Origin of the sequence: Kordiimonas gwangyangensis DSM 19435 = JCM 12864 (genome assembly GCF_000375545.1) — a bacterium.
GTDB lineage: Bacteria > Pseudomonadota > Alphaproteobacteria > Sphingomonadales > Kordiimonadaceae > Kordiimonas > Kordiimonas gwangyangensis.
Genome location: NZ_AQXF01000003.1, coordinates 455,915 through 477,953 on the forward strand (window position 1 = coordinate 455,915; position 22,039 = coordinate 477,953).

Genomic DNA, 22,039 nt, shown 5'->3' on the forward strand with positions numbered 1-22,039 from the left:
GTGATGGCCTCCTGTATGACCAGCCTATTGTAGCAACCGGACCGATTAAACAGTTTATTGATGACACCGACCAGCACCCTGCTTGAAAGCCTGCGCACCGAGACCGACAACCTGCACGAAGCGCTGCATGTGCATCCGCTTCTTGAGCCGTTGCACCGGGGAGCGATCACGCGCGCGCAATATGGTCGTATCCTCAATGCTTTCTACATTGCCTATTCGGCGATGGAGGGCAGTCGAACCGCGGCTACCACGCGCTTTGAAGAGACTGACGTGCTTTCGCTTATCGAGGCGGACCATAAAATTCATGAGTTTGAGCTGCCGTTTGTGCCGCGCACCAACTATCCCGCGATTGAGAGTTTCAGCGCCCTCATGGGCTACCTCTATGTCAAGGAAGGTTCCGGCCTTGGCGGGCAGGTGATTTCCAAACATCTGGCGCGCGAATTGGGGCTTGAAGCCGGGGTAACCAACCACTTCTTTGCCGGGCAGGGCACGGAAACCGGTGCGCACTGGCGCAAGTTCCTTGCCTTCCTGTATGAAAGCGAAGCACGGGTGGATACCGTTCGGGCGGTTACCCAAGCCAAGGCCTCTTTCACAGCCGTCAGGCTTGCGTGCGACCATGTGCTCGCGGGTGAAAAGCAATAGACTGGTGCAAACCTATTTTTCCGGCGGGTATACGCCGCGCAGCACGGTCTCAAAATGTTCATGCACCAAGGTGTTACATGAGCACGCCATGTCCTTCAGTGTTTCAACATCACGGATCAGCAGGCGACCCCGACGGGTCTCAACGCTGCCGTTGGCCTTGAAGCCAGCCATCACGCGCGCCACATAACTGCGGCCCACGCCCAGCATGCTGGCAAGCTGTTCCTGCGTCATGGGGATGAGTTTATCGTTTGTGCGGCAGATGGCCGCCAATAGCCATTTCGCGGCGCGCTGCTCGATTGTGTGGGTGGCATTGCAGGCCACAGCCTGGAACACCTGCGCGATCAGGCAGTCTGCATAGCGCGCGAAAAGGTGAGCTATACTGCTGGACTGCGCCTTGGCGCGCTCCAGCTCCTTTGACGGGATGCGAATACCCATGCCGGTAAAACGTACTTCAGCGCGGCAGTATGCGGGCAGGTGCCCGTTACTCACTATCCCGCCGACGGCGCCTTCACGGCCCACAAGTGCTGTCTCAACCGCACGGGCGTCCTCCAGCATCACCATGAAGGAAACAAGCGACGCATCGCACGGGAAATAGGCATGCTGAACATCATCGCCCGGCTCATAGAGCGACTGGCCCGCTTTAAGCGGAAAAGGTGTGACATGGGGCAGAAGCACTTCCTTGTCAGACGGCTTCAAAGTGCGCAGTAGGTTGTTGTGCTCCAGCAAATATTCCGGATTCTTTTCCAATTTCATCGGGCCACTCCGATCTTTCTTCAAACTTGGGGAAAAAACATCGTGAATGTGTGCACATGTGAGCATACATCACCCTCTAACTCTGTCTAAAAGTGTACAAAAAGGCCATTCGGGCCACCTATCCGGTCGATAAGGGACGCGTAAAGAAGGGTATGGTGCGAATTCTGGTGACGAACATAAATTTATCGGCTTAATTGACGATAACGCTTTGCATATTTCGGGGGTCGAAACAGGTGAGCGTTCCAAGGGAACAATTAACAGAAGATCAACTGCGGCAAGCGCTGGATCATTGTGCCAGCGAACCTATTCACATACCCGGTTCTGTCCAGCCGCACGGGCTTCTTGTCGTACTTTCCCCTGAACTGACCATCCAGCGCATCAGTACAAACTGCGAGCTGTTCCTGGGCATCAGCGCGGAAGAAAGTATTGGCCGTAGCCTTACCGACTTTGTTGCACCTCATCAGATTGAGGCCCTTCACCAGATTGCACGGAATGCGCCCCTGCAACCGATCCAGACGCTTGAGGTGACGCTGGGTGAGCGCACCTGTGACGCTGTCGCGCACAAAAGCGGCAAGTCCCTGATTATTGAGTTTGAATTCATCCCGGAAGAAGCACCGCCTTCGAGCCAGCTTCTGGACCAATTGCGCAATTTCGCGATTGGCCTGCACCGCGCCACTGAGCTGCCCGCCATTTTTGACCATGTGACTACAAGCGTGCGGCAGATCACCGGCTTTGACAGGGTGAAACTGTACCGTTTTGACGCGGACTGGCACGGCGAGGTGGTGGCAGAAGACCGTGCGGACTTTATGCCCAGCTACAAGGGACTGCATTTCCCGGCCTCAGACATTCCGGAGCAGGCGCGCAGGCTTTATATGCAGCAGTATCTGCGCCTGATTGCGGATACGAGCTACAAGCCTGTGCCCATTCACCCGCTTTTTGACCCACAGGGCGGTGAGCCGCTGGATATGAGCCAGTGCATGCTCAGGAGCGTGTCGCCTGTGCATATCCAGTATCTCGAGAACATCAACGTCAAGGCGTCGATGTCGATCTCGATCATCCAGAATGGCAAATTGTGGGGGCTGATTGCCTGTCACCACAACAGCCCGCACCATGTGCCTTATGCTGTGCGGCACATCTGTGAGATCATGGGGCATATTTTCTCGGCCCAGCTCTCGACACTTGAGGATGTCGCCCGGCGTGAGGTGCATGAGAAACGCACGGCACTTGTGCGCCAGCTCGCCTCAAAAGTGGACGCCAAAGCGTCTGTAGACCAGCTTCTGGATCAGACACACCAACTGGCGTGTGAAGCCCTGAAAGCCAGCGGTCTTGTTGTGAAAGTATTCCCGGATATCCTGCGCTACGGCCATGCGCCGTCCCAGAAGATTGTGCGCCACCTTGTGGAGTGGCTCAACAAACAGGACGACTGGACCCATATCTATACCGATGATGCGCAGACTTTCTTCAAAGGTGTCGAGGGGCTTGAAAACCTCACCGGCGGGTTGTTTGCAGTGCCGATCAGTGCCAAAAGCCACAATTACATCATCTGGTTCCGCGATGCCCAGGTGCAGGAAGTGGTGTGGGCAGGCAACCCTGAAAAGCCGGTTGAGGAAACCGGTGCGGGTTACCGCCTGACCCCGCGCAGTTCGTTTGAACTTTGGAAGCAGATCGTAAGCCAACGTTCCGAGCCTTGGACAGAAGATGATATCGACACCGCGAAAGGTGTGGTTTCTGTGCTCCTCGAAGCCGAGAAGCTGAATGCGGAGGAGGCCAATAAGGCCAAGAGTGAATTCCTCGCGAACATGAGCCACGAAATTCGCACGCCGATGAATGCGATTTTGGGCCTGTCGAAAATGCTATCCGCCAAGGGTGATCTGAATGAAACCCAGCGCGATATACTCAAGACCCTTCAACTGAGCGCCGATGGTCTTCTGGAGCTGATCAACGATCTACTCGATATCTCCAAGATCGAGAGCCGTAATATCGAGATTGAAGCCATCTCTTTCGACCTACCCAAGCTCCTCGATGATGTGATCCGCATAAGTTCCGTATGGGCGGAAGACAAGAAGCTGAGTGTGAGCCTCGATAAACGCCTCGGCGACCACCGCTTTTTCATCGGCGACCCCGCCCGCATTAGGCAGATCCTCCTGAACCTGTGCAGCAACGCGGTCAAATTCACCGAGCGCGGCAAAGTGGTGCTGTCTGCAGCATTCCGGCAGGAACCGGGGGAGGAGTTGCCGACTGTTGAGCTGAGCGTGACGGACACCGGTATCGGTATCGCGGCCGAGAAGCTTGAAACGGTGTTCCACAAGTTTGTTCAAGCGGATAGCACCATCTCGCGCACTTATGGTGGCACGGGGCTTGGCCTTGCGATCAGCCGCACGCTCACGGAAGCCATGGGCGGCTATATCTCGCTCACCAGCGTTGAAGGCACGGGGTCTACCTTCACGGTAGCACTACCGCTTGCGCCGGGCACTGCCATCTCGTCCCCGCCGCTGACGGAAGCACCGGAAGGGGATAGCCCGGATGAGGGCCGTAAGCTCTTGCTGGTGGAAGATTACCCAGCCAACGTGCTGGTGGCGAGCTTCTACCTTGAGAACTACGGCATGCCCTTCGATGTCGCGGAAAATGGCGACAAGGCTGTCGAGCTTGCCAAGGCAAATCGCTACGCCGCCATTTTGATGGATGTGCAGATGCCGGGCATGAACGGCTTTGAAGCCACAGCTGCCATCCGCGCCTTCGAGGAAACGGAGCGACCCTACCGCACACCCATCATCGGCATGACAGCCCATGCGCTGGCCGGTGACCGGCAGAGATGCATAGATGCCGGCATGGATGACTATATCGCCAAGCCCATAGATGAAGACGAAATGCAGGCCAAACTGACCGCCCAGATATCGGCTGCGACCGCCGGATAGACGCGCAATTCAGCGCTTCAAGTACCTACTCGCTCTCGGCGTCTTTCTTCGCCAAGGGGTTGAGGTTCTGGACAGAAATCCCCAAGAAGGTTTAAGCTTTCCGCGATGCTTGAGACAACCTGTCGCAGGCGTCGCGGCATTTTGACAAATGTCAATCAGTTTACGCGTAGTCTCAAGTAAGTTCTCCCCGAATGTAACGAACGAGGCTTCCCGTGGAATTTCTTCTCTCCCATTGTCAGGCGGTTATTGGCGACCATGGCGGTCTGCTGTTGACCCTCTTTCTGGGTGGCTTGATGGGCAGCGCAACCCACTGTGTGGGCATGTGCGGCCCGTTTGTCGTTGCGCAAACCGCAAGCCTTGAGAAGACACCGTCGTTGTTTGCACGTGTGCGTGGCCTCGCGCTCATGCCGTATCACCTCGGCCGCATGACAACCTACATGCTGCTTGGCATTCTCGCCGCCAGCCTTTCGGGCATGGTGTTCAGTGTGCCGCTGCAGCGCGGTATCGCCGTGGTGCTGCTCACGGTTGCCGGTGTGCTGTTTCTTGCAAGCGCGGTACCGAGCCTCAAGCGCAGCATGGGCCCACGCCTTCTGAACGGCTGGGTCGCGCGCTTTGGTGCAGGCCTTGGCCGCGTTGCCAAACCGTTTTTCCAGTCCCCCACGCCGTGGCACCGCTATGCGCTGGGGGTTACCCTCGGGTTCCTACCCTGTGGTTTGCTTGCTGCTGCCCTGATGGCAGTGGCGGCAACCGCAGATCCTATCTCCGCCGCTTTCGGTATGGCGGCGTTCTGCGTGGGCACCATGCCCGCACTCTTTCTCACCGGAGCAGGGGGGCGCTATGCACTCGACCACCTGCCAATCCGTTTCTCGACCCTCGCGCGCGGCGTGATGGTCTTCAACAGTCTCAGTCTCTTTATCATCGCTGGGGGCATGATTTTGCCAGGAAATCACTAAGGGCAGGTCTATGACTAATCTCGCTGAAAAACCGAACTATAACGACGATATCGTGAAGCTTTTCACGATCGCCACCGTATTCTGGGGCGTGGTCGGCTTTGCTGTTGGCGTGTTCATCGCGCTGCAGATGGCCTTCCCGGCCCTCAACTTCGGTGAATATCTCACCTTTGGTCGCTTGCGGCCCGTTCATACCTCCGCGGTGATCTTCGCCTTCGGTGGGAACGCTCTGTTTGCCACCAGCTATTTTGTCGTGCAGCGCACCTGCCGCACGCGCCTTTGGGGCGATGGCTGGGCCAAATTCACCTTCTGGGGCTATCAGGCCTTTATCGTGATGGCGGCGCTTGGCTATGTGCTGGGCGTGACCCAGGCCAAGGAGTATGCGGAACCGGAGTGGTACGCTGACCTTTGGCTCACCTTCGTTTGGGTGGCTTATCTCATCGTCTTCCTGATGACGCTGAAGAACCGGAACGAGCCGCACATCTATGTGGCCAACTGGTTCTATCTTGCGTTCATCGTGACGGTGGCTGTGCTGCACCTTGGCAACAATATCTCGATCCCGATTTCGCTGACTGAAGCCAAGAGCTATTCGCTCTGGGGTGGTGTGCAGTCCGCGCTCATTCAGTGGTGGTACGGCCACAACGCCGTAGGCTTCTTCCTGACAGCCGGCTTCCTTGGCATCATGTACTACTTTGTGCCGAAGCGCGCTGGCCGTCCGGTCTATAGCTATCGTCTGTCGATCCTGCACTTCTGGTCGCTGATCTTCATCTACATCTGGGCCGGCCCGCACCACCTTCACTATACCGCGCTGCCGGATTGGGCGCAGACCCTTGGCATGACCTTCTCGATCATGCTGTGGATGCCGTCCTGGGGTGGCATGATCAACGGTATGATGACCCTGTCGGGTGCGTGGAACAAACTGCGTGAAGACCCCGTGCTGCGCTTCATGATCGTCTCGCTCGCCTTCTATGGCATGAGCACGTTCGAAGGTCCGCTGATGTCGATCAAGTCCGTGAACGCGCTGAGCCACTATACCGACTGGACCATTGGTCACGTACACTCTGGCGCGCTTGGCTGGGTGGCCTTCATCTCCTTCGGTGCGCTTTATTACCTCGTGCCGGTGCTGTGGAAGAAGAAAGAGCTTTATTCCCTGCGTCTCGTGAACCTGCACCTCTGGATCGCGACCATCGGCATCGTGCTATATATCGCGGCCATGTGGGTGTCCGGCATCATGCAGGGCCTGATGTGGCGGTCGTACGACAGCATGGGCTTCCTTGAGTACAGCTTCGTCGAAACCGTGATGGCCATGCATCCCTTCTATCTGATCCGCGCCTTTGGTGGGCTCCTGTTCCTCTCGGGTGCGCTGATCATGGTCTACAACTTCGTCAAAACCATCCGGGGGGACAATGTCCCTTCGGTTGAGGAAGACGACACGCAAGGTGCGGAGGCAGCACATGCTTAACAAACACCAGAAAGTGGAGAAAAACTCCATCCTGATGCTCATCCTTGTGGTGATTGTGGTGTCCATCGGCGGCATTATCGAGATCCTGCCGCTCTTCCGGATGGAAACCACGATCGAGCCGGTGAAGGGCGTCAGGCCCTACACCCCGCTCGAGATTGCGGGCCAGAATGTCTACATTCGCGAGGGTTGCTACAACTGTCACAGCCAGCAGATCCGTCCGCTGCGTGACGAAGTAGAGCGCTACGGCCACTATTCGCTGGCGGCTGAAAGCATGTACGATCACCCGTTCCAGTGGGGCTCCAAACGCACAGGGCCGGACCTCGCACGCGTTGGCGGCAAATATTCGGATGACTGGCACGTTCAGCACATGATCAAGCCGCAGCAGGTGGTGCCGGAAAGCATCATGCCGGCCTATGCCCACCTCGCGCACAAGGTTGCGAAACTGGAGGGCATCGGGTCCGACATGAAGGCGCTCAAGATGGCGGGTGTTCCCTACACCGAAGAGATGATCGAGAACGCCTATAATGACGCCATGGCGCAAGCACAGGGCGAGAGCGACCATCACGATGGCCTCATTGAGCGCTACGGCGAAAAGGTGAACTACCGCAACTTCGATGGTCAGCCGATCACGACCGAGCTTGATGCGCTGATCGCCTACCTCCAGGTGCTCGGCACCATGGCGGAACTCAAGGACTATGTGCACGACGGTGAAGCACGCTCCAGCCACGGGGAGGGCGGCAAATGATTGACTGGCTCTCCAACAACGCCGGGCTGACGGGCCTCCTGTTCTTCTTCGGCGTCTTTTGCGGCATCGCCATCTGGGCCTACCAGCCGCAAATGAAGACCAAACTGGAATCGCACAAAAATATTCCTCTCAAAGGGGATGAGCTATGAGCAAGAATAACGAAATCGATAAAGTCTCCGGTGTCGAGACCACAGGTCACACTTGGGACGGCATCAAGGAACTCAACAACCCGGCACCGCGCTGGTGGCTGATTGTCTTCTACATCACCGTTATCTGGTCGATCGGTTACTGGGTGGTTTACCCCGCTTGGCCGACCCTCTCGGGCGATGGTGAGCGTGGCGGCACCCAGGGCACCATGGGCTGGACACAGTATGACCAGCTCAAGGAACAACAGGCTGAAATCCGTGCCCGGAAATCGGCTTACCTTGAGCGGTTCGAGAATGCGTCCTTCGCAGAAATCCGCTCTGACGAGGAGCTTTATGCCTTTGCGGTTGCCGGTGGTGCGGCTGCCTTCAAGGACAACTGCGCAACCTGCCACGGCACCGGCGGTGCAGGCTCGGCCGGTTACCCGAACCTCAACGACGATGACTGGCTGTGGGGCGGTGACGTTGAGAGTATCCATGAGACCATCCGTGTCGGTATCCGCTCCCCGCATGAAGAGACACGCCTGTCTGAAATGCCGCCCTTTGGTGACATGCTCTCTGGCGAGGAAATCGCCGATGTTGCAGACCATGTGCTCGCCCTCTCGGGCCGGGCGGAAGACAGCGAGGCCGGTGCACAAGTGTTCGCGGATAACTGTGCATCCTGCCACGGTGACAACGGCCTTGGTGACAGCGCACTTGGTGCGCCAAACCTTGCAGATGCCATCTGGTTCTATGGTTCCGAGAAAGGGGACATCATGTCACAGGTTCGCAAGCCGAAGCATGGTGTAATGCCTACCTGGGAAGCGCGGCTTGATGCCAACACCATTCGCCAGCTTGCTATCTATGTACACTCGCTAGGGGGTGGGGAGGAATAACTCCCCACTTTCGGGCCAAAAGCGCGGAGTATGTGCCATGAGTGATAATGCAGCCCCCATCCAACTTTTTGCCAAAAAGGCGCGCGTGTATCCAAAGCGTGTCTGGGGAACCTTCCGGAAACTCAAATGGGCTTCCATGGTGGTTCTCCTTGGCATCTACTATCTTGCACCGTTTCTGCGGTGGGACCGGGGGCCGCATGCGCCTGATCAGGCTATCCTCATCGACATGCCCGCGCGCCGTGCCTATTTCTTCTTTATCGAAATCTGGCCGCAGGAGGTATATTACCTCACCGGCATTCTCATCCTCGCGGCGGTCGCGCTCTTTTTCGTGACCAGCCTCTTTGGCCGTGTCTGGTGCGGTTACGCCTGCCCACAAACGGTCTGGACTGACCTTTTTGTCTGGGTCGAGCGTATCGTACAGGGCGACCGTGTGAAGCGCATGCGCCTCGCCGAAGCTCGCTGGGGGTTCGAGAAAATCTGGAAAATGGCGCTGACGCACAGCCTTTGGCTGGTCATTGGGCTGCTGACGGGCGGTGCCTGGGTCTTCTATTTCAACGATGCGCCCACGCTCCTTGAGCAGATCATCCATTTCGATGTGCCATGGGGCGTCATGAGTTGGGTGCTGGCGCTCACATTCTCCACCTACCTGATGGCCGGTTTCGCGCGTGAACAGGTGTGCATGTATATGTGCCCGTATTCCCGCTTCCAGAGCGCGATGTTCGACAAGGACACGCTCATCATCGGCTACGACGAGAAGCGCGGTGAGCCACGCGGCAAATACAAGAAGGGCGACAGCTGGGACGACCGCGGCCACTGCATTGACTGCACCGCCTGCGTTCAGGTGTGCCCAACCGGTATCGACATCCGCGAAGGTCTGCAAATGGAGTGTATCGCCTGTGGCCTTTGTGTAGATGCCTGTGACGGCATCATGGACAAGCTTGGCCTGCCGCGCGGCCTTATCCGCTATGACACCACGCATAACCAGGAAGCGCGTGAGGCGGGCCTCAAGGAACGTTCGCACCTCATGCGTCCGCGTACGGTATATTACACGGCCATCATCACCCTTGTAGGTGCGGTGATGCTCTTTGGTCTGATGAACCGCGCACCCGTGGAACTGCATGTGCTGTATGACCGCAACCCGCTGTTTGTAAAGCTTTCTGACGGTCGCATCCGCAATGGCTATGACGTGAAAATCCTCAATAAGGCGCATGAGGACAAGGTATATAGCTTGTCTGTCAAAGGCCTTGAGAATGTGGAAATTCGTGTGCAAGGTGCGGGTGAGATCAAAGCCGATCAACTGCACGTCTATGCTGACAGCGTTGGCCACTTCCGTGTGTTCGTGGTGGCAGACAAACCAGCGGACGCCCGCGAAAATGTTGATTTCCGTCTTGAAGAAGTGGGCGGCGCAAACGCTGCCGACTATGACGGCGTATTCATGAGCGGCAAGCCTTAAGGCGCGCCGGGAGTAGGGATGATGAGCATGGCACGATTTGAAGACCCAGGCATGACCAAACGGGACCGGTTGATCCCTTGGTACTTCGTCGGCTTTTTTGTTTTTGTCGCGATCATTGACGGCATCTTCGTTTATATGGCGACATCGACCCACACCGGTGTGGTGACCGACCACGCCTACGACAAGGGCCTCGCCTACAACAGGACCGTGGCGGCTGCCGAAGCGCAGAAGCAACTGGGCTGGAAGGGTGAGATTGTGCTGACCGGTGACCGCATGCTTGCATACTCGCTCCGTGATGCGGAAGGCAGTGCGCTTACCGGCGCCATTGCGAAGGTGGAATTCATGCGTCCCACTCAGGACGGCATGGACTTCGCCCTCGATCTCGCGGAAAGCACGGACGGCGTTTATAGCGCCGCGGTTGATTTCCCGGTCGAGGGGCTTTGGGACGTGCGGGTGTTTGCGACCCGCGGGGATGAAGAGTTTCAGACCCATAAGCGCGTCGTGGTGAACAAGCCGTGACCTGCCTCCACTGCGGAGAAAAGACAGCGCCGGGACAGGACTTTTGCTGCCCCGGTTGTGAGGCGGCCCATGCGGCCGCCGCAAGCGTTACCAAGGGCAGTGGCTTTTCGCGCCTTGCCAATGAGATGGACGAGGGCGGCTTCAACCTTACCCTCGGTGTTGAAGGCATTCACTGCGCCGCGTGCATCCGGTTGATTGAAAATGCGCTGGGCTCGGAAGACGGTGTTACCCATGCCCGGGTGAATATGAGCACCAACAGGGTGAACATGAGCTGGACCGGCGCGCGCGAATACGGCGACCATCTGGCAACTGTAGTCAGCAACCTTGGTTACCGTCTGCACCCGCTTGATAAAGCCGCCGACGCGGTGGACGAGGAAACCCGGTCCCTCCTGCGCGCGATTGCCGTGGCTGGGTTCGCGGCTGGCAACATGATGCTGATCTCGGTGGGACTTTGGTCAACGGACAGTGAGACCATGGGCATGGCCACGCGGGACCTGTTCCACTGGCTTTCGGCTCTTATAGCCTTGCCGACGGTGCTGTATGCCGGGCAGCCCTTCTTCCGTTCTGCCATCGCGGTACTGCGGCAGGGACACACCAATATGGATGTGCCGATTTCAATCGCTGTCACCCTGGCTTGTGCCATGAGCCTTTTTGAGGCGTTTCGCCACGGCGAGCATGTCTATTTCGATAGCGCGGTCATGCTGCTCTTTTTCCTGCTGATTGGCCGTTATCTTGACGCACGTGCCAAAGGCAAGGCGCGGGAAACCGCCACTGACCTGCTCTCCCGCCTGTCCGGCATGGCAACCGTGTTTGAAGACGGTCAGGCCCAACAGGTGCCGATCAAGGAACTGAAGGCAGGCATGCTGGTGCTTGTAGCGGCGGGTGAGAATATCCCGGCGGACGGCACTGTTGAAAAGGGCCGCTCGGAAGTTGACCGTTCGTTGATTACTGGCGAAACCCTGCCGGAGAAGCTGGAAGCCGGGCAGGAAGTATTCGCGGGCACGCTCAATCTTTCAGCCCCCATTCAGGTGCGGGTGTCGAAAGCGACTGAGAAAAGCCTGCTCAGCGAAATCGTGCGGTTGATGGAAGTGTCGGAACAGGCAAACGCGCGCTATGTGCGGCTGGCGGATAAGGCGGCGAGTCTCTATACCCCGGTCGTGCATGCCATGGGCGCGCTCACCTTCATTGGCTGGTGGCTTTTCATGCAGGCACCGTGGCAGGTGTCGCTCCTGCACGCTGTGACGGTACTTATTATCACATGTCCTTGTGCGCTTGGGCTTGCCGTTCCGGTGGTGCAAGTGCTGGCCAGCAGTCGGCTGATGAAAACCGGTATCCTGCTCAAGTCAGGCGACGCGCTTGAAAAGCTCGCTGAGGTCAACACCGTTATTTTTGATAAAACCGGCACCTTGACCATCGGCCACCCTGAGCTGATTGCGGATGACTATTCCAATGCTGACATGCGCCTCGCGGCTTCGCTTGCGGCGCACAGCCGTCACCCGCTCGCCCGCGCGTTAAGCGCCGCCTATGACGGTGAGCTTATGGAGCTTGAGGTGACCGAGCATCCCGGCCGTGGCCTGAGTGCGGAGATCGAAGGCTGGGAAATGCGCCTTGGTAGCCGCGCATGGTGCGGTGACCAGACAGCGGCGCAGCAGGATAATGCGCTCGAGCTTTGGCTTCAGGTTGGTGACGATGTGCGCGCGCGTTATGCCTTCTCAGACCGGTTGCGCAGTGACGCGGCTGATGTGATTGCGGAACTGAAGCGCCGTCATATCGATGTGCGCTTGTTGAGCGGCGACCGTACGGCGGTGGTCTCGGATGTCAGCAAGCAGGCTGGCATCACGTCCTATAAAGCCGAAGTCAGTCCGGTTGAAAAACGGGATTATCTCGAAGCGCTGGCACGTGAAGGCGCAAAAGTGCTGATGGTGGGGGACGGCCTCAATGACGCGCCAGCACTTGCGGCGGCCCATGTTTCCATGTCGCCCTCAAGCGCCATTGATATCACGCAAAATACTGCTGATATTGTATTTCAGGGTGAGGCGCTGATGCCGGTGGTGCAGGCCATCGATGTCGCGCACCGCTCAACGCGGCTGGTGCGGCAAAACTTTGGTCTCGCCATCCTTTATAATATCATCGCCATTCCTGTGGCGGTGCTTGGCTATGTGACACCGCTTGTGGCGGCGGCTGCCATGTCTGGTTCATCGCTTGTGGTGATCATGAATGCGTTCCGCCTGAACCTGAAGCGGAGGGGCTGATGGAAATTCTTCTCTACCTGATTCCAATTGCGCTCACGCTTGGGCTTATCGGGCTCGCGGGCTTTCTTTGGTCGATGAAAAACAACCAATATGAGGACCTCGACGGGGCCGCACACCGGATTCTTTTCGATGATGAGGATGATGAGCCTCAAATACCTTCAAATAACCGCGGCAAGGTGTGACATTCCGCCGCATAGTGCGTTGAAATTGTTATAGATTTGACAATCGTCAAGCCGTTTTTCCCCGCCGTTCTGTATCAAGGCTTCAGAACAAATTTTGAGGAAAAACCCATGCGTATCTCAAACCTCCTGAAAGCATCTGTATGTGCCCTGGCTCTTGGGGCTGTAGCAACTCCTGCAATGGCCGAAGGCGGCAACAGCCCATGGCTCGTTCGCCTGCGCGCGATTGATGTGGCGCCTGACGAAAGCTCCACGGTGTCGATCGGCGGTGAAGCCAAAGTAGACAGCTCCATCGTGCCGGAACTCGATATCACTTATTTCTTCACCCAGAATGTGGCGGCTGAACTGATCCTCGCGACCTCGAAGCACGATGTATCGGCACTTGGCACCGCAATCGGTGATGTGGACCTCGGTCACACCTGGGCGCTGCCGCCGACCCTGCTGCTGCAGTATCACTTCAACCCTGAAGGTGATGTGAAGCCATACCTTGGTGCAGGCCTCAACTACACCTTCTTCTATAGCTCCAACCCAGGTGCTGTGAACGATATCGAATATGACAACGGTTTCGGCTACGCGCTTCAGGCTGGTGTCGATTTCCGGATCAAAGAGAACTGGTATTTCAACGTTGATGCCAAGAAACTCTGGCTGAACACCGATGTGTCCATCAATGGTGGCGCGGTAACAGCCGACGTGGATCTCGATCCATGGGTTCTTGGTGTAGGTTTCGGTTATCGCTTCTGACCCCTACCCGAGCGATTCCGAAAAAAGAAGCCCGCGGCATGACGATGTCGCGGGCTTTTCCCTGTTTGCGTCATGTGAATCCATAAACAAAAAGAACCCGCGACACATGGTGTGTTGCGGGTTCAGTTGTGCCCGGTGTGATTGGGAACCCCGGGCAATGGAACAATGTGTTTATGCGACCTGTGCGTGGCGCTGCGCGCTTGGGCTCAGATAGGCATCAAAAGCCGCGCAGGCGAGGCGCACCGCCTGGCGGGCATCTGCTGGCACAATGACCTTGCGGCCCTTCATCTTCACAAGCCCTTCCTCGGCCAGTGCTTCCAGTTCACCAAGTGCATCATCCAGATAGTCGCGCGGCAGCATGTGCTTGGCGGTGAAAAGCTCAAGGTCGAGTTCAAAGAAACACATCAGCTCTTCAATGGCGGCGCGGCGGATACGGTCGTCGCTCGATAGTGCGCGCCCCTTGATGATTGGGTGATTGCCCGCGCTGACGGCTTTTTCATAATCCGCTGCCACAAGCGTGTTCTGCGCGTAACCCTGCGGCAACGCGCTGATGGCCGACACACCAAAGCCGATCAGGGCATCAGCATCGTCCGTTGTGTAGCCTTGGAAATTACGCTTCAGGGTGCGTGCATGCAGGGCTTTCGCCATCTCGTCGCTCGCGCGCACAAAATGGTCGAGGCCGATGGCGGTATAGCCACGCTCCGCCAGCTGTTTTGCCGCGGCATCGAACTGAGCCAGTCGTTCGGCGCCGTTTGGCAAAGCGTCTTCATCAATCAGACGCATGTGCTTTTTCATCCACGGCACATGGGCATAGCCAAAAAGCGCGATGCGGCTCGGGCTCAGTGCGGAGGCAAAATCCACATTCTCCTCGATGTCCGCGATGGTCTGGTGCGGCAGGCCGTAAAGGAGGTCCATGTTGATGTCGCGGATGCCGTAGTCCTTCAGCAGCTGAACGGCATCATAAATCACATGGAAGGGCTGGCGACGGCCAATGGCCTTCTGTACTGTCTCGTGAAAATCCTGCACGCCGAGGCTTGCGCGGGTAACGCCCGCTTTGGCATAGGCCGCGACTTTGGCCTCCGATACTTCGCGTGGGTCAAGCTCAATGGCGATCTCCGCACCATGTGCGACGGTGTAATACTGCCGCACATGCGCCATGATGCGCGTGAAGTCATTTGCGGACAGCATGCTGGGCGAACCACCACCAAAATGGATATGCTTGACTGTCTGGCCGCCCGAAAGGCGGCTCGCGACAAGTTCAATCTCGGTCAGCAGTGTTTCCACATAGGCTTCCACGGGTTCGTACTTGCGTGTCGCCTTGGCGTGACAGCCGCAATACCAGCAGATCTGCCGGCAATAGGGTATGTGGAAATAGAGCGATAGCGAGGCATGATCCTCAAGCTCCATCAGCCAGCCGGTGAAGGTTTCATTCCCCACAGCGGCAGAAAAATGTGGTGCCGTTGGATAGCTTGTGTAGCGCGGCACTTGAGTGTTGCGTTTGAGTAAAGCGTGATGGGACGCCTGCATCGTCTACTCCCGTTACATCTGACCTATGCTCTCCCTAGCGCAGGTCACGAGCAATAGAATTGACCGAGGTCAACTGGGGCGGGATTAGGGCTTTAATATAACCGCTTTTTAGGGTGCGACCGAAACCGGGCAAGCCGCATCGGCGCCCAGCTTTTCCTGCAAGGTGGTGCACAGACGGTTGGCCTGCGCCACGTCGCCAGCTTGCCGCAATAGCGCCGCGAGCCGTTTGGTAGCCTCCGGTTCAAACGGCGAGATTTCGAGCGTGCGGCGGTACCATATCTCCGCTTCCTGCGGGGCGCCGGCTTCTTCCTTTTTCTTGCCCACAAGCGCACCAACAGCGGCTTGCCATGGGCCTACACGCTGTGGCTCCTGATGGTAGACACGTGCCATGGTGTCGAACGCCTGCTCAAGCATGGTGATGCTCTCAGCTGCCTCGCCCTTGATGGTGTGAATTTCGCTGAGGTTGATCATTACTTCCCATGTGTCTTCATCGACGCTCAGTGCGCGCTCATATATCGCTTCAGCCTCGTCGATCCGGTTTTGGGCCGTGTACGCAAAACCGAGGGCCTTGAGCGCGTCTGCGTCCCGTGGTGCAAGCCGCACTGCGCGTTCCGCGAGGGCTGTGGCACGGGAAAGTATTTTGGTTGCGGGCTCGCTCTCATGCATATCGCGCTCGAGGGCTTCACCCAGGCTTCCAGCACCCTCCAAATCCTGTGAAGCGGGCCAGCGGATGACACGCTGCACAAGGGCGTTCGCGAGCCCCGCTTGCGCGGGTGCATAGTCTTTGTCCATCGCAAGCACTTTTTCATAAAGCGCTATTGCAGCCTCATTATTGCTGCGGGTGAACTGCATATAGAGGTCATTCGCCCGCGCGGTAAGGCTTTCTGCTTCGGAGTTTGATTGTGGCGCGGGGATGAGAAGGTAGATCGCAAGCGCTGCAATTGCCAGATAGGCCGCCAATGCCATGGCAAAGCGGGGCTTGGGTTTGTGTGCACCGGTCGTCGCCGTTTTTTCTTCGATAGGCTCAATAGGTACGATCAGGCGGTAGCCGCGTTTGGGCAGTGTTTCGATATAGCTCGGGTTCTGGGCGCTGTCGCCCAGCGCTCGGCGCAGGCGCGAGACGGTGCGTGCAACCGTATCCTCGCCAACAAACACATTGGCCCAAAGCTGGCTTTCAATGTCGGTACGCGACAGCACAGCACCGTCCGCACCAGCGAGCAACTCCAGAAGTCCCATCACTTTGGGTTCAAGCACAATCGTTTCTTCCCCGCGCGTGATACGGCCAGTGTCGGGAAATACCGTCCAGTACCCAAGCTTGAAGGGTGTGCTGATTGCTCTCTTTTTCATGTCAGGCGTATCCATGGCGCAGATGGTAGCGGAGTTGAAAAGCTGAAAACAGGCGTAATTTCAAGCTTGTCAGGGTTTTGTCAGGAATATAGGAGCGCGCGGCCATGGACTGTTCCTGCCGCAACTCGCATCAACGAGGTGCCTGATTGGCAAATTGGAGATGACAATGAAAAGAATGATTTTTGACACAGCGAGGGCATTTGCCTTTCTGCTACTTATAGCCTTCCCAATCCACGCAGAAGAAGAAGGCGATGACCGCATCATTGCGGTGGAGGATATCCGGTCTGACTTTAAAGCCCTTTACGCTAGCCTCAAAAGCGCGCATGCGGACCTATACGCCCACCGGGACAAGGAGGCCTATGATGCGCTCTACACCGAAACGCTGGCGTCTTTCAATACGCCGCTCAGCCTGTTTGATGTGAAGGTCGCATTCCAGAAGTTTGTTGCTTACGGCAATGTCGCCCATGCACGGATAGATTTTTCGCGCGCTGTCTATGCGAGGTTCCGCGAGCAGGGCGGTGTGAACTTCCCCATTTACCCGCGCATTGTTGATGGCCGCGCCTACGTGGGGGAGAATTATTCCGGCCTGGCGGAGATCAGCGCAGGCGATGAGATGCTGAGCCTTAACGGTAAGCCGATGAAATATTGGCTGGACCGTGTGGCATCAAACATCTCAGCCGATACCGACTATATTGCCCATTCCCTGCTGGAGTTTTCTTTCCCACAATATCTGTGGCTTGAGATCGGCGAAGTGCCGAGTTTTGAGCTGACGCTCCGCACTCAAGCCGGGATGACCCGCACCGTGACCGTGCCCGCCACAACGCGGGAAGCGCAGTCGCAGGAGGCGGAAAAACAACCCGAACAGTTCGCGTTAAGCTCGGTTGAGCGCGTTCAGAAAATGCTGGACGGTGGCATTGCTTATCTGCGGCCGGGCCCATTCTATAATGCTGAAAATCCGGACGAGGTTTGGGACAACAGTGCCTTTGTCGCTTTCATCGATAGCGCGTTTGAGGGTTTTATCGAGGGCGGGGCACGCAAGTTGATTATTGACCTCAGGGACAATCCGGGCGGCGACAACTCGTTCAGCGATCCCATGCTGGCATGGTTCGCCGACAAACCGTTTCGCTTCAACTCGGCTTTCCTGATCCGCTCAAGTGATGAAGCGGCGGCGTCCAACCAGGCGCGGCTTGATGCAAATGCGGATGCAGCTAGTGGTGTCTCGGGGGTGTTCGCGCAAAAATATGCGGAGACCCCACGGGGTGAAATGTTCGAATTTGACCTACCATTTGCGGAGCCGCGGGACGGCGCGCAGTTTGAAGGGCAGGTCTATGTGCTCATCAACCGTCACTCCTATTCAAACGCTGTGACAGTTGCGGCGATGGTGCAGGACTATGGCTTTGGTGTCATTGCGGGTGAAAAAACGTCGGACATGGCAACCACCTATGGTGCGATGGAAACCTTCACCTTGCCGGCGACCGGTATTTCGGTCGGCTTCCCCAAAGCTCATATCATCCGCCCATCTGGCGAACGCAAGTCGGACGGTGTCACCCCTGACCTGCCCATCACATCACCCATTGTGCCCGCCAAGGACGATGTTGTGCTCAACGCGTTGGTGACAAAACTGCGCGCCAACAAATAACCGCGCCAGAGCAGGGCAGCGCGCGACCTGCGCGTACAAGGCCGGACTATAAAACCATCAAGGGCTGCACATTTGTGTGGCCCTTTTTTCTGTTTGCGCCCCTGTTCCCATGAAATCCCATAAAGCGGGCTTTGGGGGAGAATTCCCAAACACCCGTTTTGGTGAAAACATAGCGGGAACAAACAGCGTTAAATTATGAAAATAAAAGGAAATTAAAGATATTCAGGTGAAAACAGGAACCCATGAAAATGCATTAATTCCCATGTTGTCCCATTGACCAACCATAAAAAACCATGGTATCCCAAATAGGTTCAGAAGACGTTCTGGACGACCGCGCGCTGTTTGGCGGCAGGTGCGGTGGGCAAAAACCGGGGGACTGTTGGGCAATGGCATTTTTCCTGTCCACATTCACAAACAAGGTCGACAAGAAGGGCAGGGTCTCGGTCCCTGCGTCTTTCCGTTCGGCCGTGGCCGCCAGCCACTTCCCGGGTATCGTTGTCTACCGTCCGCTGAATTTCCCCTGCATTGAAGGCGCGGACATGTCTTTCCTTGAGCAGCTTTCCGACCGGCTTTACGGCGACTTTGGACCCTTCAACCCCGATCAGATGTCCGTCGCTACCGCCATTCTTGCCGGTGCCAGCCAGCTTGGGTTCGACCCTGAAGGGCGCGTGATGCTGCCCGCAGAAATGCGCGATGCCGCAGGTATTGATACCCACGCCACATTTGTTGGTCTTGGCCGCAAATTCCAGATCTGGGGTGCCGATGCATATCAGGCGCACCTCAAGGATCAGCTTTCTCATGCGGCTGAAGCCGCACCCAAGCTTCCGCCGTTCGGTGGTGGGGGGCAGGCATGAGCCATATTCCGGTGCTTCTTGATGAAGTTGTTGAGGCGCTGGCACCACGCGCTGGCGAAACCTATGTGGACGGCACCTTTGGTGCGGGTGGTTACACCCGCGCGGTGCTCGAGGCCGCTGATTGCCGTGTGGTCGCGATTGACCGCGACCCGGACGCAATCAAGCGTGCGGCCCCACTTGCTGAAGAGTTTGGTGACCGCTTTGCTATCGTTGAAGGCTGTTTCGGCGACATGGCGACGCTGCTGCCTGAGGCGGGCTATGACGCCATCGACGGTGTGATGCTCGATATCGGTGTGTCCTCGTTTCAGCTTGATGAGGCCGAGCGCGGCTTCTCCTTCCAGGAAGATGGCCCCCTCGATATGCGCATGGCGCGGTCGGGCGAAAGCGCGGCCGACGTTGTGAATACCTATGGCGAGGAAGAGCTTGCCAACATCATTTATGAATACGGTGAGGAGCGTAAGTCGCGCCGCATTGCGGCAGCGATTGTTAAAGACCGTGCTGAGAAGCCGTTCCAGCGCACCAAGGACCTTGCAGGGTTGATTGAGCGCATTCTTGGCCGTCCGCCGGTCAAGAAAGGGCAGCGCGCTGTGCATCCGGCAACGCGCACTTTCCAGGCACTCCGTATTCATGTGAATGACGAACTGGGTGAACTCAAGCGCGGCCTTATGGGCGCGGAAGCGATCCTGAAGCCTGAGGGCCGGCTTGTAGTGGTGAGCTTCCACTCACTTGAAGATCGGATCGTCAAGAATTTCATGGCCGAGCGTAGCGGCAATCTCGCGGGTGGCAGTCGTCACCTGCCGGGGCCTGTTGACGCTGGTCCAAAACCTACTTTCGAGCTGCAGAGCAGGGGAGCCGTGAAGCCGGGTGAGGAAGAGATGGGGCGTAATCCGCGTTCTCGTTCTTCCCGGCTTCGCGCAGCAGCTCGCACCGAAGCACCTGCGTGGTCCGCATCGCGCGGCAAGAAGGGGAGAGGCTGATGCGTCGTCTGTTCACCATTCTTGTCGCCATTACCGCCATCATCGCTGGTGCTGCTGTGCTTCAGCTCAAGCTTGCCGTGCAGGAGCGGGCGGACAAGGTGAAGGCCATTGCCGCGCAAATCCACGAAGACCGGGAGGCCATTCGTGTGCTTGAGGCTGAGTGGGCGTATCTCACCAACCCACGGGCGCTGCAGGACAAATCAGTACGTTTCCTCGCGCTGATGCCACCGAAGGCAGAGCAGATTCTTGAGGATCCGACCACCATTCCATTCCGCCCGCGGGGCGTTGAGGCGGAAGAAGACCCGGGCGTGCTGCTGCCCGCCCGGGGAGAGAAAAAAGACGATAAAGCCAAGCCGAAAGCCAAGAAAGGAACCAGTCTGTGAGATCGGCATCATCCTACGCAGGGCTGTCACTTGAAGGACAGCAAAAGAGCGCGCTTGAGGTAGCCCGCAACCGGTTGATGGTTGCGGTCTTGCTGTTTTTTGCCGCCTTTGCGGTGATGATGGTGCGCACGGTTGAGCTTGGCTTGTCGACACCTGAAGAAGTGCAGGTGGCGTCCCGTCAGATTGAGGTGCCAGCGGTGCAGTTCTCGCGCGCAGACATTCGTGACCGTAACGGCGAGGTGCTGGCAACCAACCTCGAAGGCGCTTCGCTGTACGCGAACCCGCAGGAAATCAAGGATGCACACGAGGCCGCGGTGAAGCTGGTATCCGTGCTGCCGGATCTTTCGCTCGCTGAAGTCGAGAGCAAGCTTGCCTCAGGTCGTCACTTTGTTTGGCTCAAGCGCAAACTGTCGCCGCGTGAAAAATGGCAGGTGAATGCGCTTGGCATCCCGGCGTTCTATTTCCAGCGTGAGGAAGAGCGGGTTTATCCCCATGGTCGCCTCGCGGCCCACACCCTCGGTTTTGTGGACGTTGACGGCAACGGCCTTGGCGGTGTTGAGCGCTACTTCAACGACCGCCTCGCCGACAAGTCGATGATTGACCAGCCGATCAAGCTTTCGCTCGACACCCGCGTACAATATGCGCTGACCGATGAGCTTGAGGCCGCGATGAGCGCGCACCAGGCTATTGGTGCAGCGGGCCTCGTGATGGATGTGAACACCGGCGAAGTGATCGCTATGGTGAGCCTGCCTGACTTTGACCCGAACAGCGTGTCTGGTGCGGGTGGGCAGGAGCGTTTCAACCGCGTGACACAAGGCGTTTACGAGCTTGGCTCCACCTTCAAGACCTTCACGTTTGCGGCCGCGCTTGACCAGGGTGTTGCAACACTTAATGATGGCTATGATGCCACGAAGCCGATCCGCATCGCGCGCTTCACCATCAATGACGACCACCCGAAATCGCGTTATCTGACCCTGCCGGAGATTTTTGCCTTCTCGTCGAATATTGGCACGGCGCAGATGGCGCTTGATCTTGGGACTGAGCGTCAACAAGCGTTCCTGAGCAATATCGGCCTCCTGCAGCCATCCAATATCGAGCTGCCGGAAGTGGGGGCGCCGCTCTATCCTGAGACCTGGCGCAAGATTTCGACCATGACGATCTCCTATGGTCACGGCATCGCCGTCAGCCCGCTTCAGCTCGCCAGCGGCATTTCCGCAATGGTGAACGGCGGGCGACTTAATGCGGCCACAGTTGTTGAGAATCCTGACGCCTGGCGGACAGGAAAGCAGGTGATCTCGCAGTCAACCAGCCGGAAAATCCGTCAGCTCCTTCGTCTTGCTGTCACCAAAGGCACAGGCGGCCGGGCTGATGCAGTCGGTTACCGGATTGGGGGCAAAACAGGCACGGCAGAGAAAGCGGTTGCGGGCGGCTACGACACTCGCGCGCTGATTTCCTCTTTTGTTGGCGTCTACCCGATGGACGACCCACGCTATGTGGTGTTCGCCCTTCTGGATGAACCGCGCGGTACGAAAGAAACTTTCGGCTTCCGCGCGGGCGGCTGGGTAGCGGCGCCTGTGGTGAAAAACGTTGTGCTTCGGACTGCACCGCTTCTCGGCGTGGCACCAAAGCGTGAGGATGACGGGCTCTATCAACAGCTCGCCATGATGATTGAGAAAGACTGAG

General features: G+C 57.4%; 20 protein-coding genes. 17 read left to right on the forward strand and 3 right to left on the reverse strand.

Features of this window, described 5'->3' with window-relative positions:
* Window positions 1-60: 60 nt before the first annotated feature.
* Window positions 61-642, forward strand: a complete 582-nt coding sequence (locus B150_RS0110415) for a biliverdin-producing heme oxygenase (protein ID WP_020399864.1) — start codon at window positions 61-63, stop codon at window positions 640-642.
* A gap of 12 nt (window positions 643-654) precedes the next feature.
* On the opposite strand, the gene B150_RS0110420 is transcribed toward B150_RS0110415, so the two are convergent.
* On the reverse strand, window positions 655-1,395 hold the full coding sequence (locus B150_RS0110420; RefSeq protein ID WP_020399865.1) for a Crp/Fnr family transcriptional regulator: 741 nt from the start codon (window positions 1,393-1,395) through the stop codon (window positions 655-657).
* Between the two features lie 233 nt (window positions 1,396-1,628).
* On the opposite strand from B150_RS0110420, the gene B150_RS0110430 reads away from it, so the two are divergent.
* The 11 genes from B150_RS0110430 to B150_RS0110480 all read left to right on the forward strand — a co-directional run bounded on the left by B150_RS0110430 (window position 1,629) and on the right by B150_RS0110480 (window position 13,629).
* On the forward strand, window positions 1,629-4,310 hold the full coding sequence (locus tag B150_RS0110430) for an ATP-binding protein (protein ID WP_162139687.1): 2,682 nt from the start codon (window positions 1,629-1,631) through the stop codon (window positions 4,308-4,310).
* Window positions 4,311-4,522: 212 nt separating this feature from the next.
* Complete coding sequence (locus tag B150_RS20595) at window positions 4,523-5,263, forward strand: sulfite exporter TauE/SafE family protein (RefSeq protein WP_020399868.1); 741 nt, start codon at window positions 4,523-4,525, stop codon at window positions 5,261-5,263.
* Between the two features lie 10 nt (window positions 5,264-5,273).
* Window positions 5,274-6,722, forward strand: coding sequence for a cytochrome-c oxidase, cbb3-type subunit I (gene ccoN, locus B150_RS20600; protein WP_020399869.1), 1,449 nt, complete (start codon window positions 5,274-5,276; stop codon window positions 6,720-6,722).
* Window positions 6,715-7,467: a cytochrome-c oxidase, cbb3-type subunit II gene (gene ccoO / locus B150_RS0110445; protein ID WP_020399870.1), complete on the forward strand. Its 753-nt coding sequence runs from the start codon at window positions 6,715-6,717 to the stop codon at window positions 7,465-7,467. The genes ccoN and ccoO overlap by 8 nt, the downstream gene beginning before the upstream one ends.
* Window positions 7,464-7,616: a cbb3-type cytochrome c oxidase subunit 3 gene (locus B150_RS23025; protein ID WP_020399871.1), complete on the forward strand. Its 153-nt coding sequence runs from the start codon at window positions 7,464-7,466 to the stop codon at window positions 7,614-7,616. Before ccoO ends, B150_RS23025 begins: the two co-directional genes overlap by 4 nt.
* Entirely contained in the window at window positions 7,613-8,485 is an 873-nt protein-coding gene (gene ccoP, locus B150_RS0110455) for a cytochrome-c oxidase, cbb3-type subunit III (RefSeq protein WP_020399872.1), read from the forward strand. The genes B150_RS23025 and ccoP overlap by 4 nt, the downstream gene beginning before the upstream one ends.
* Window positions 8,486-8,522: 37 nt before the next feature.
* Window positions 8,523-9,938 carry a cytochrome c oxidase accessory protein CcoG gene (ccoG, locus tag B150_RS0110460; RefSeq protein ID WP_020399873.1) on the forward strand — a complete coding sequence of 472 codons (1,416 nt, stop codon included), beginning with the start codon at window positions 8,523-8,525 and terminating at the stop codon, window positions 9,936-9,938.
* A 27-nt stretch (window positions 9,939-9,965) separates the two neighbouring features.
* Window positions 9,966-10,457 (forward strand): FixH family protein, encoded by a 492-nt coding sequence (locus tag B150_RS20605; RefSeq protein ID WP_162139688.1) that lies wholly within the window; start codon window positions 9,966-9,968, stop codon window positions 10,455-10,457.
* Entirely contained in the window at window positions 10,454-12,709 is a 2,256-nt protein-coding gene (locus B150_RS0110470) for a heavy metal translocating P-type ATPase (protein ID WP_020399875.1), read from the forward strand. The genes B150_RS20605 and B150_RS0110470 overlap by 4 nt, the downstream gene beginning before the upstream one ends.
* Window positions 12,709-12,891, forward strand: a complete 183-nt coding sequence (gene ccoS / locus B150_RS0110475) for a cbb3-type cytochrome oxidase assembly protein CcoS (protein ID WP_020399876.1) — start codon at window positions 12,709-12,711, stop codon at window positions 12,889-12,891. Before B150_RS0110470 ends, ccoS begins: the two co-directional genes overlap by 1 nt.
* Before the next feature lie 108 nt (window positions 12,892-12,999).
* Window positions 13,000-13,629 (forward strand): OmpW/AlkL family protein, encoded by a 630-nt coding sequence (locus B150_RS0110480; protein ID WP_020399877.1) that lies wholly within the window; start codon window positions 13,000-13,002, stop codon window positions 13,627-13,629.
* 171 nt (window positions 13,630-13,800) lie between these two features.
* On the opposite strand, the gene hemN is transcribed toward B150_RS0110480, so the two are convergent.
* Window positions 13,801-15,156 carry an oxygen-independent coproporphyrinogen III oxidase gene (hemN, locus tag B150_RS0110485; RefSeq protein WP_020399878.1) on the reverse strand — a complete coding sequence of 452 codons (1,356 nt, stop codon included), beginning with the start codon at window positions 15,154-15,156 and terminating at the stop codon, window positions 13,801-13,803.
* Window positions 15,157-15,264: 108 nt separating this feature from the next.
* On the reverse strand, window positions 15,265-16,503 hold the full coding sequence (locus tag B150_RS22395) for a winged helix-turn-helix domain-containing protein (RefSeq protein ID WP_020399879.1): 1,239 nt from the start codon (window positions 16,501-16,503) through the stop codon (window positions 15,265-15,267).
* Window positions 16,504-16,669: 166 nt separating this feature from the next.
* Here B150_RS22395 and B150_RS0110495 point away from each other — a divergent pair, with 166 nt between their 5' ends.
* From B150_RS0110495 to B150_RS0110515, 5 genes are all read left to right on the forward strand, one after another.
* A complete protein-coding gene (locus tag B150_RS0110495; protein ID WP_162139689.1) occupies window positions 16,670-18,142 on the forward strand; it encodes a S41 family peptidase in 1,473 nt (490 codons plus the stop codon).
* Between the two features lie 386 nt (window positions 18,143-18,528).
* Complete coding sequence (locus tag B150_RS20615; RefSeq protein ID WP_020399881.1) at window positions 18,529-18,996, forward strand: division/cell wall cluster transcriptional repressor MraZ; 468 nt, start codon at window positions 18,529-18,531, stop codon at window positions 18,994-18,996.
* Window positions 18,993-19,973, forward strand: a complete 981-nt coding sequence (gene rsmH / locus B150_RS0110505; RefSeq protein ID WP_020399882.1) for a 16S rRNA (cytosine(1402)-N(4))-methyltransferase RsmH — start codon at window positions 18,993-18,995, stop codon at window positions 19,971-19,973. The genes B150_RS20615 and rsmH overlap by 4 nt, the downstream gene beginning before the upstream one ends.
* Complete coding sequence (gene ftsL, locus B150_RS20620; RefSeq protein ID WP_020399883.1) at window positions 19,973-20,356, forward strand: cell division protein FtsL; 384 nt, start codon at window positions 19,973-19,975, stop codon at window positions 20,354-20,356. Before rsmH ends, ftsL begins: the two co-directional genes overlap by 1 nt.
* Window positions 20,353-22,038 (forward strand): peptidoglycan D,D-transpeptidase FtsI family protein, encoded by a 1,686-nt coding sequence (locus tag B150_RS0110515; protein WP_020399884.1) that lies wholly within the window; start codon window positions 20,353-20,355, stop codon window positions 22,036-22,038. The genes ftsL and B150_RS0110515 overlap by 4 nt, the downstream gene beginning before the upstream one ends.
* Window position 22,039 lies beyond the last annotated feature (1 nt).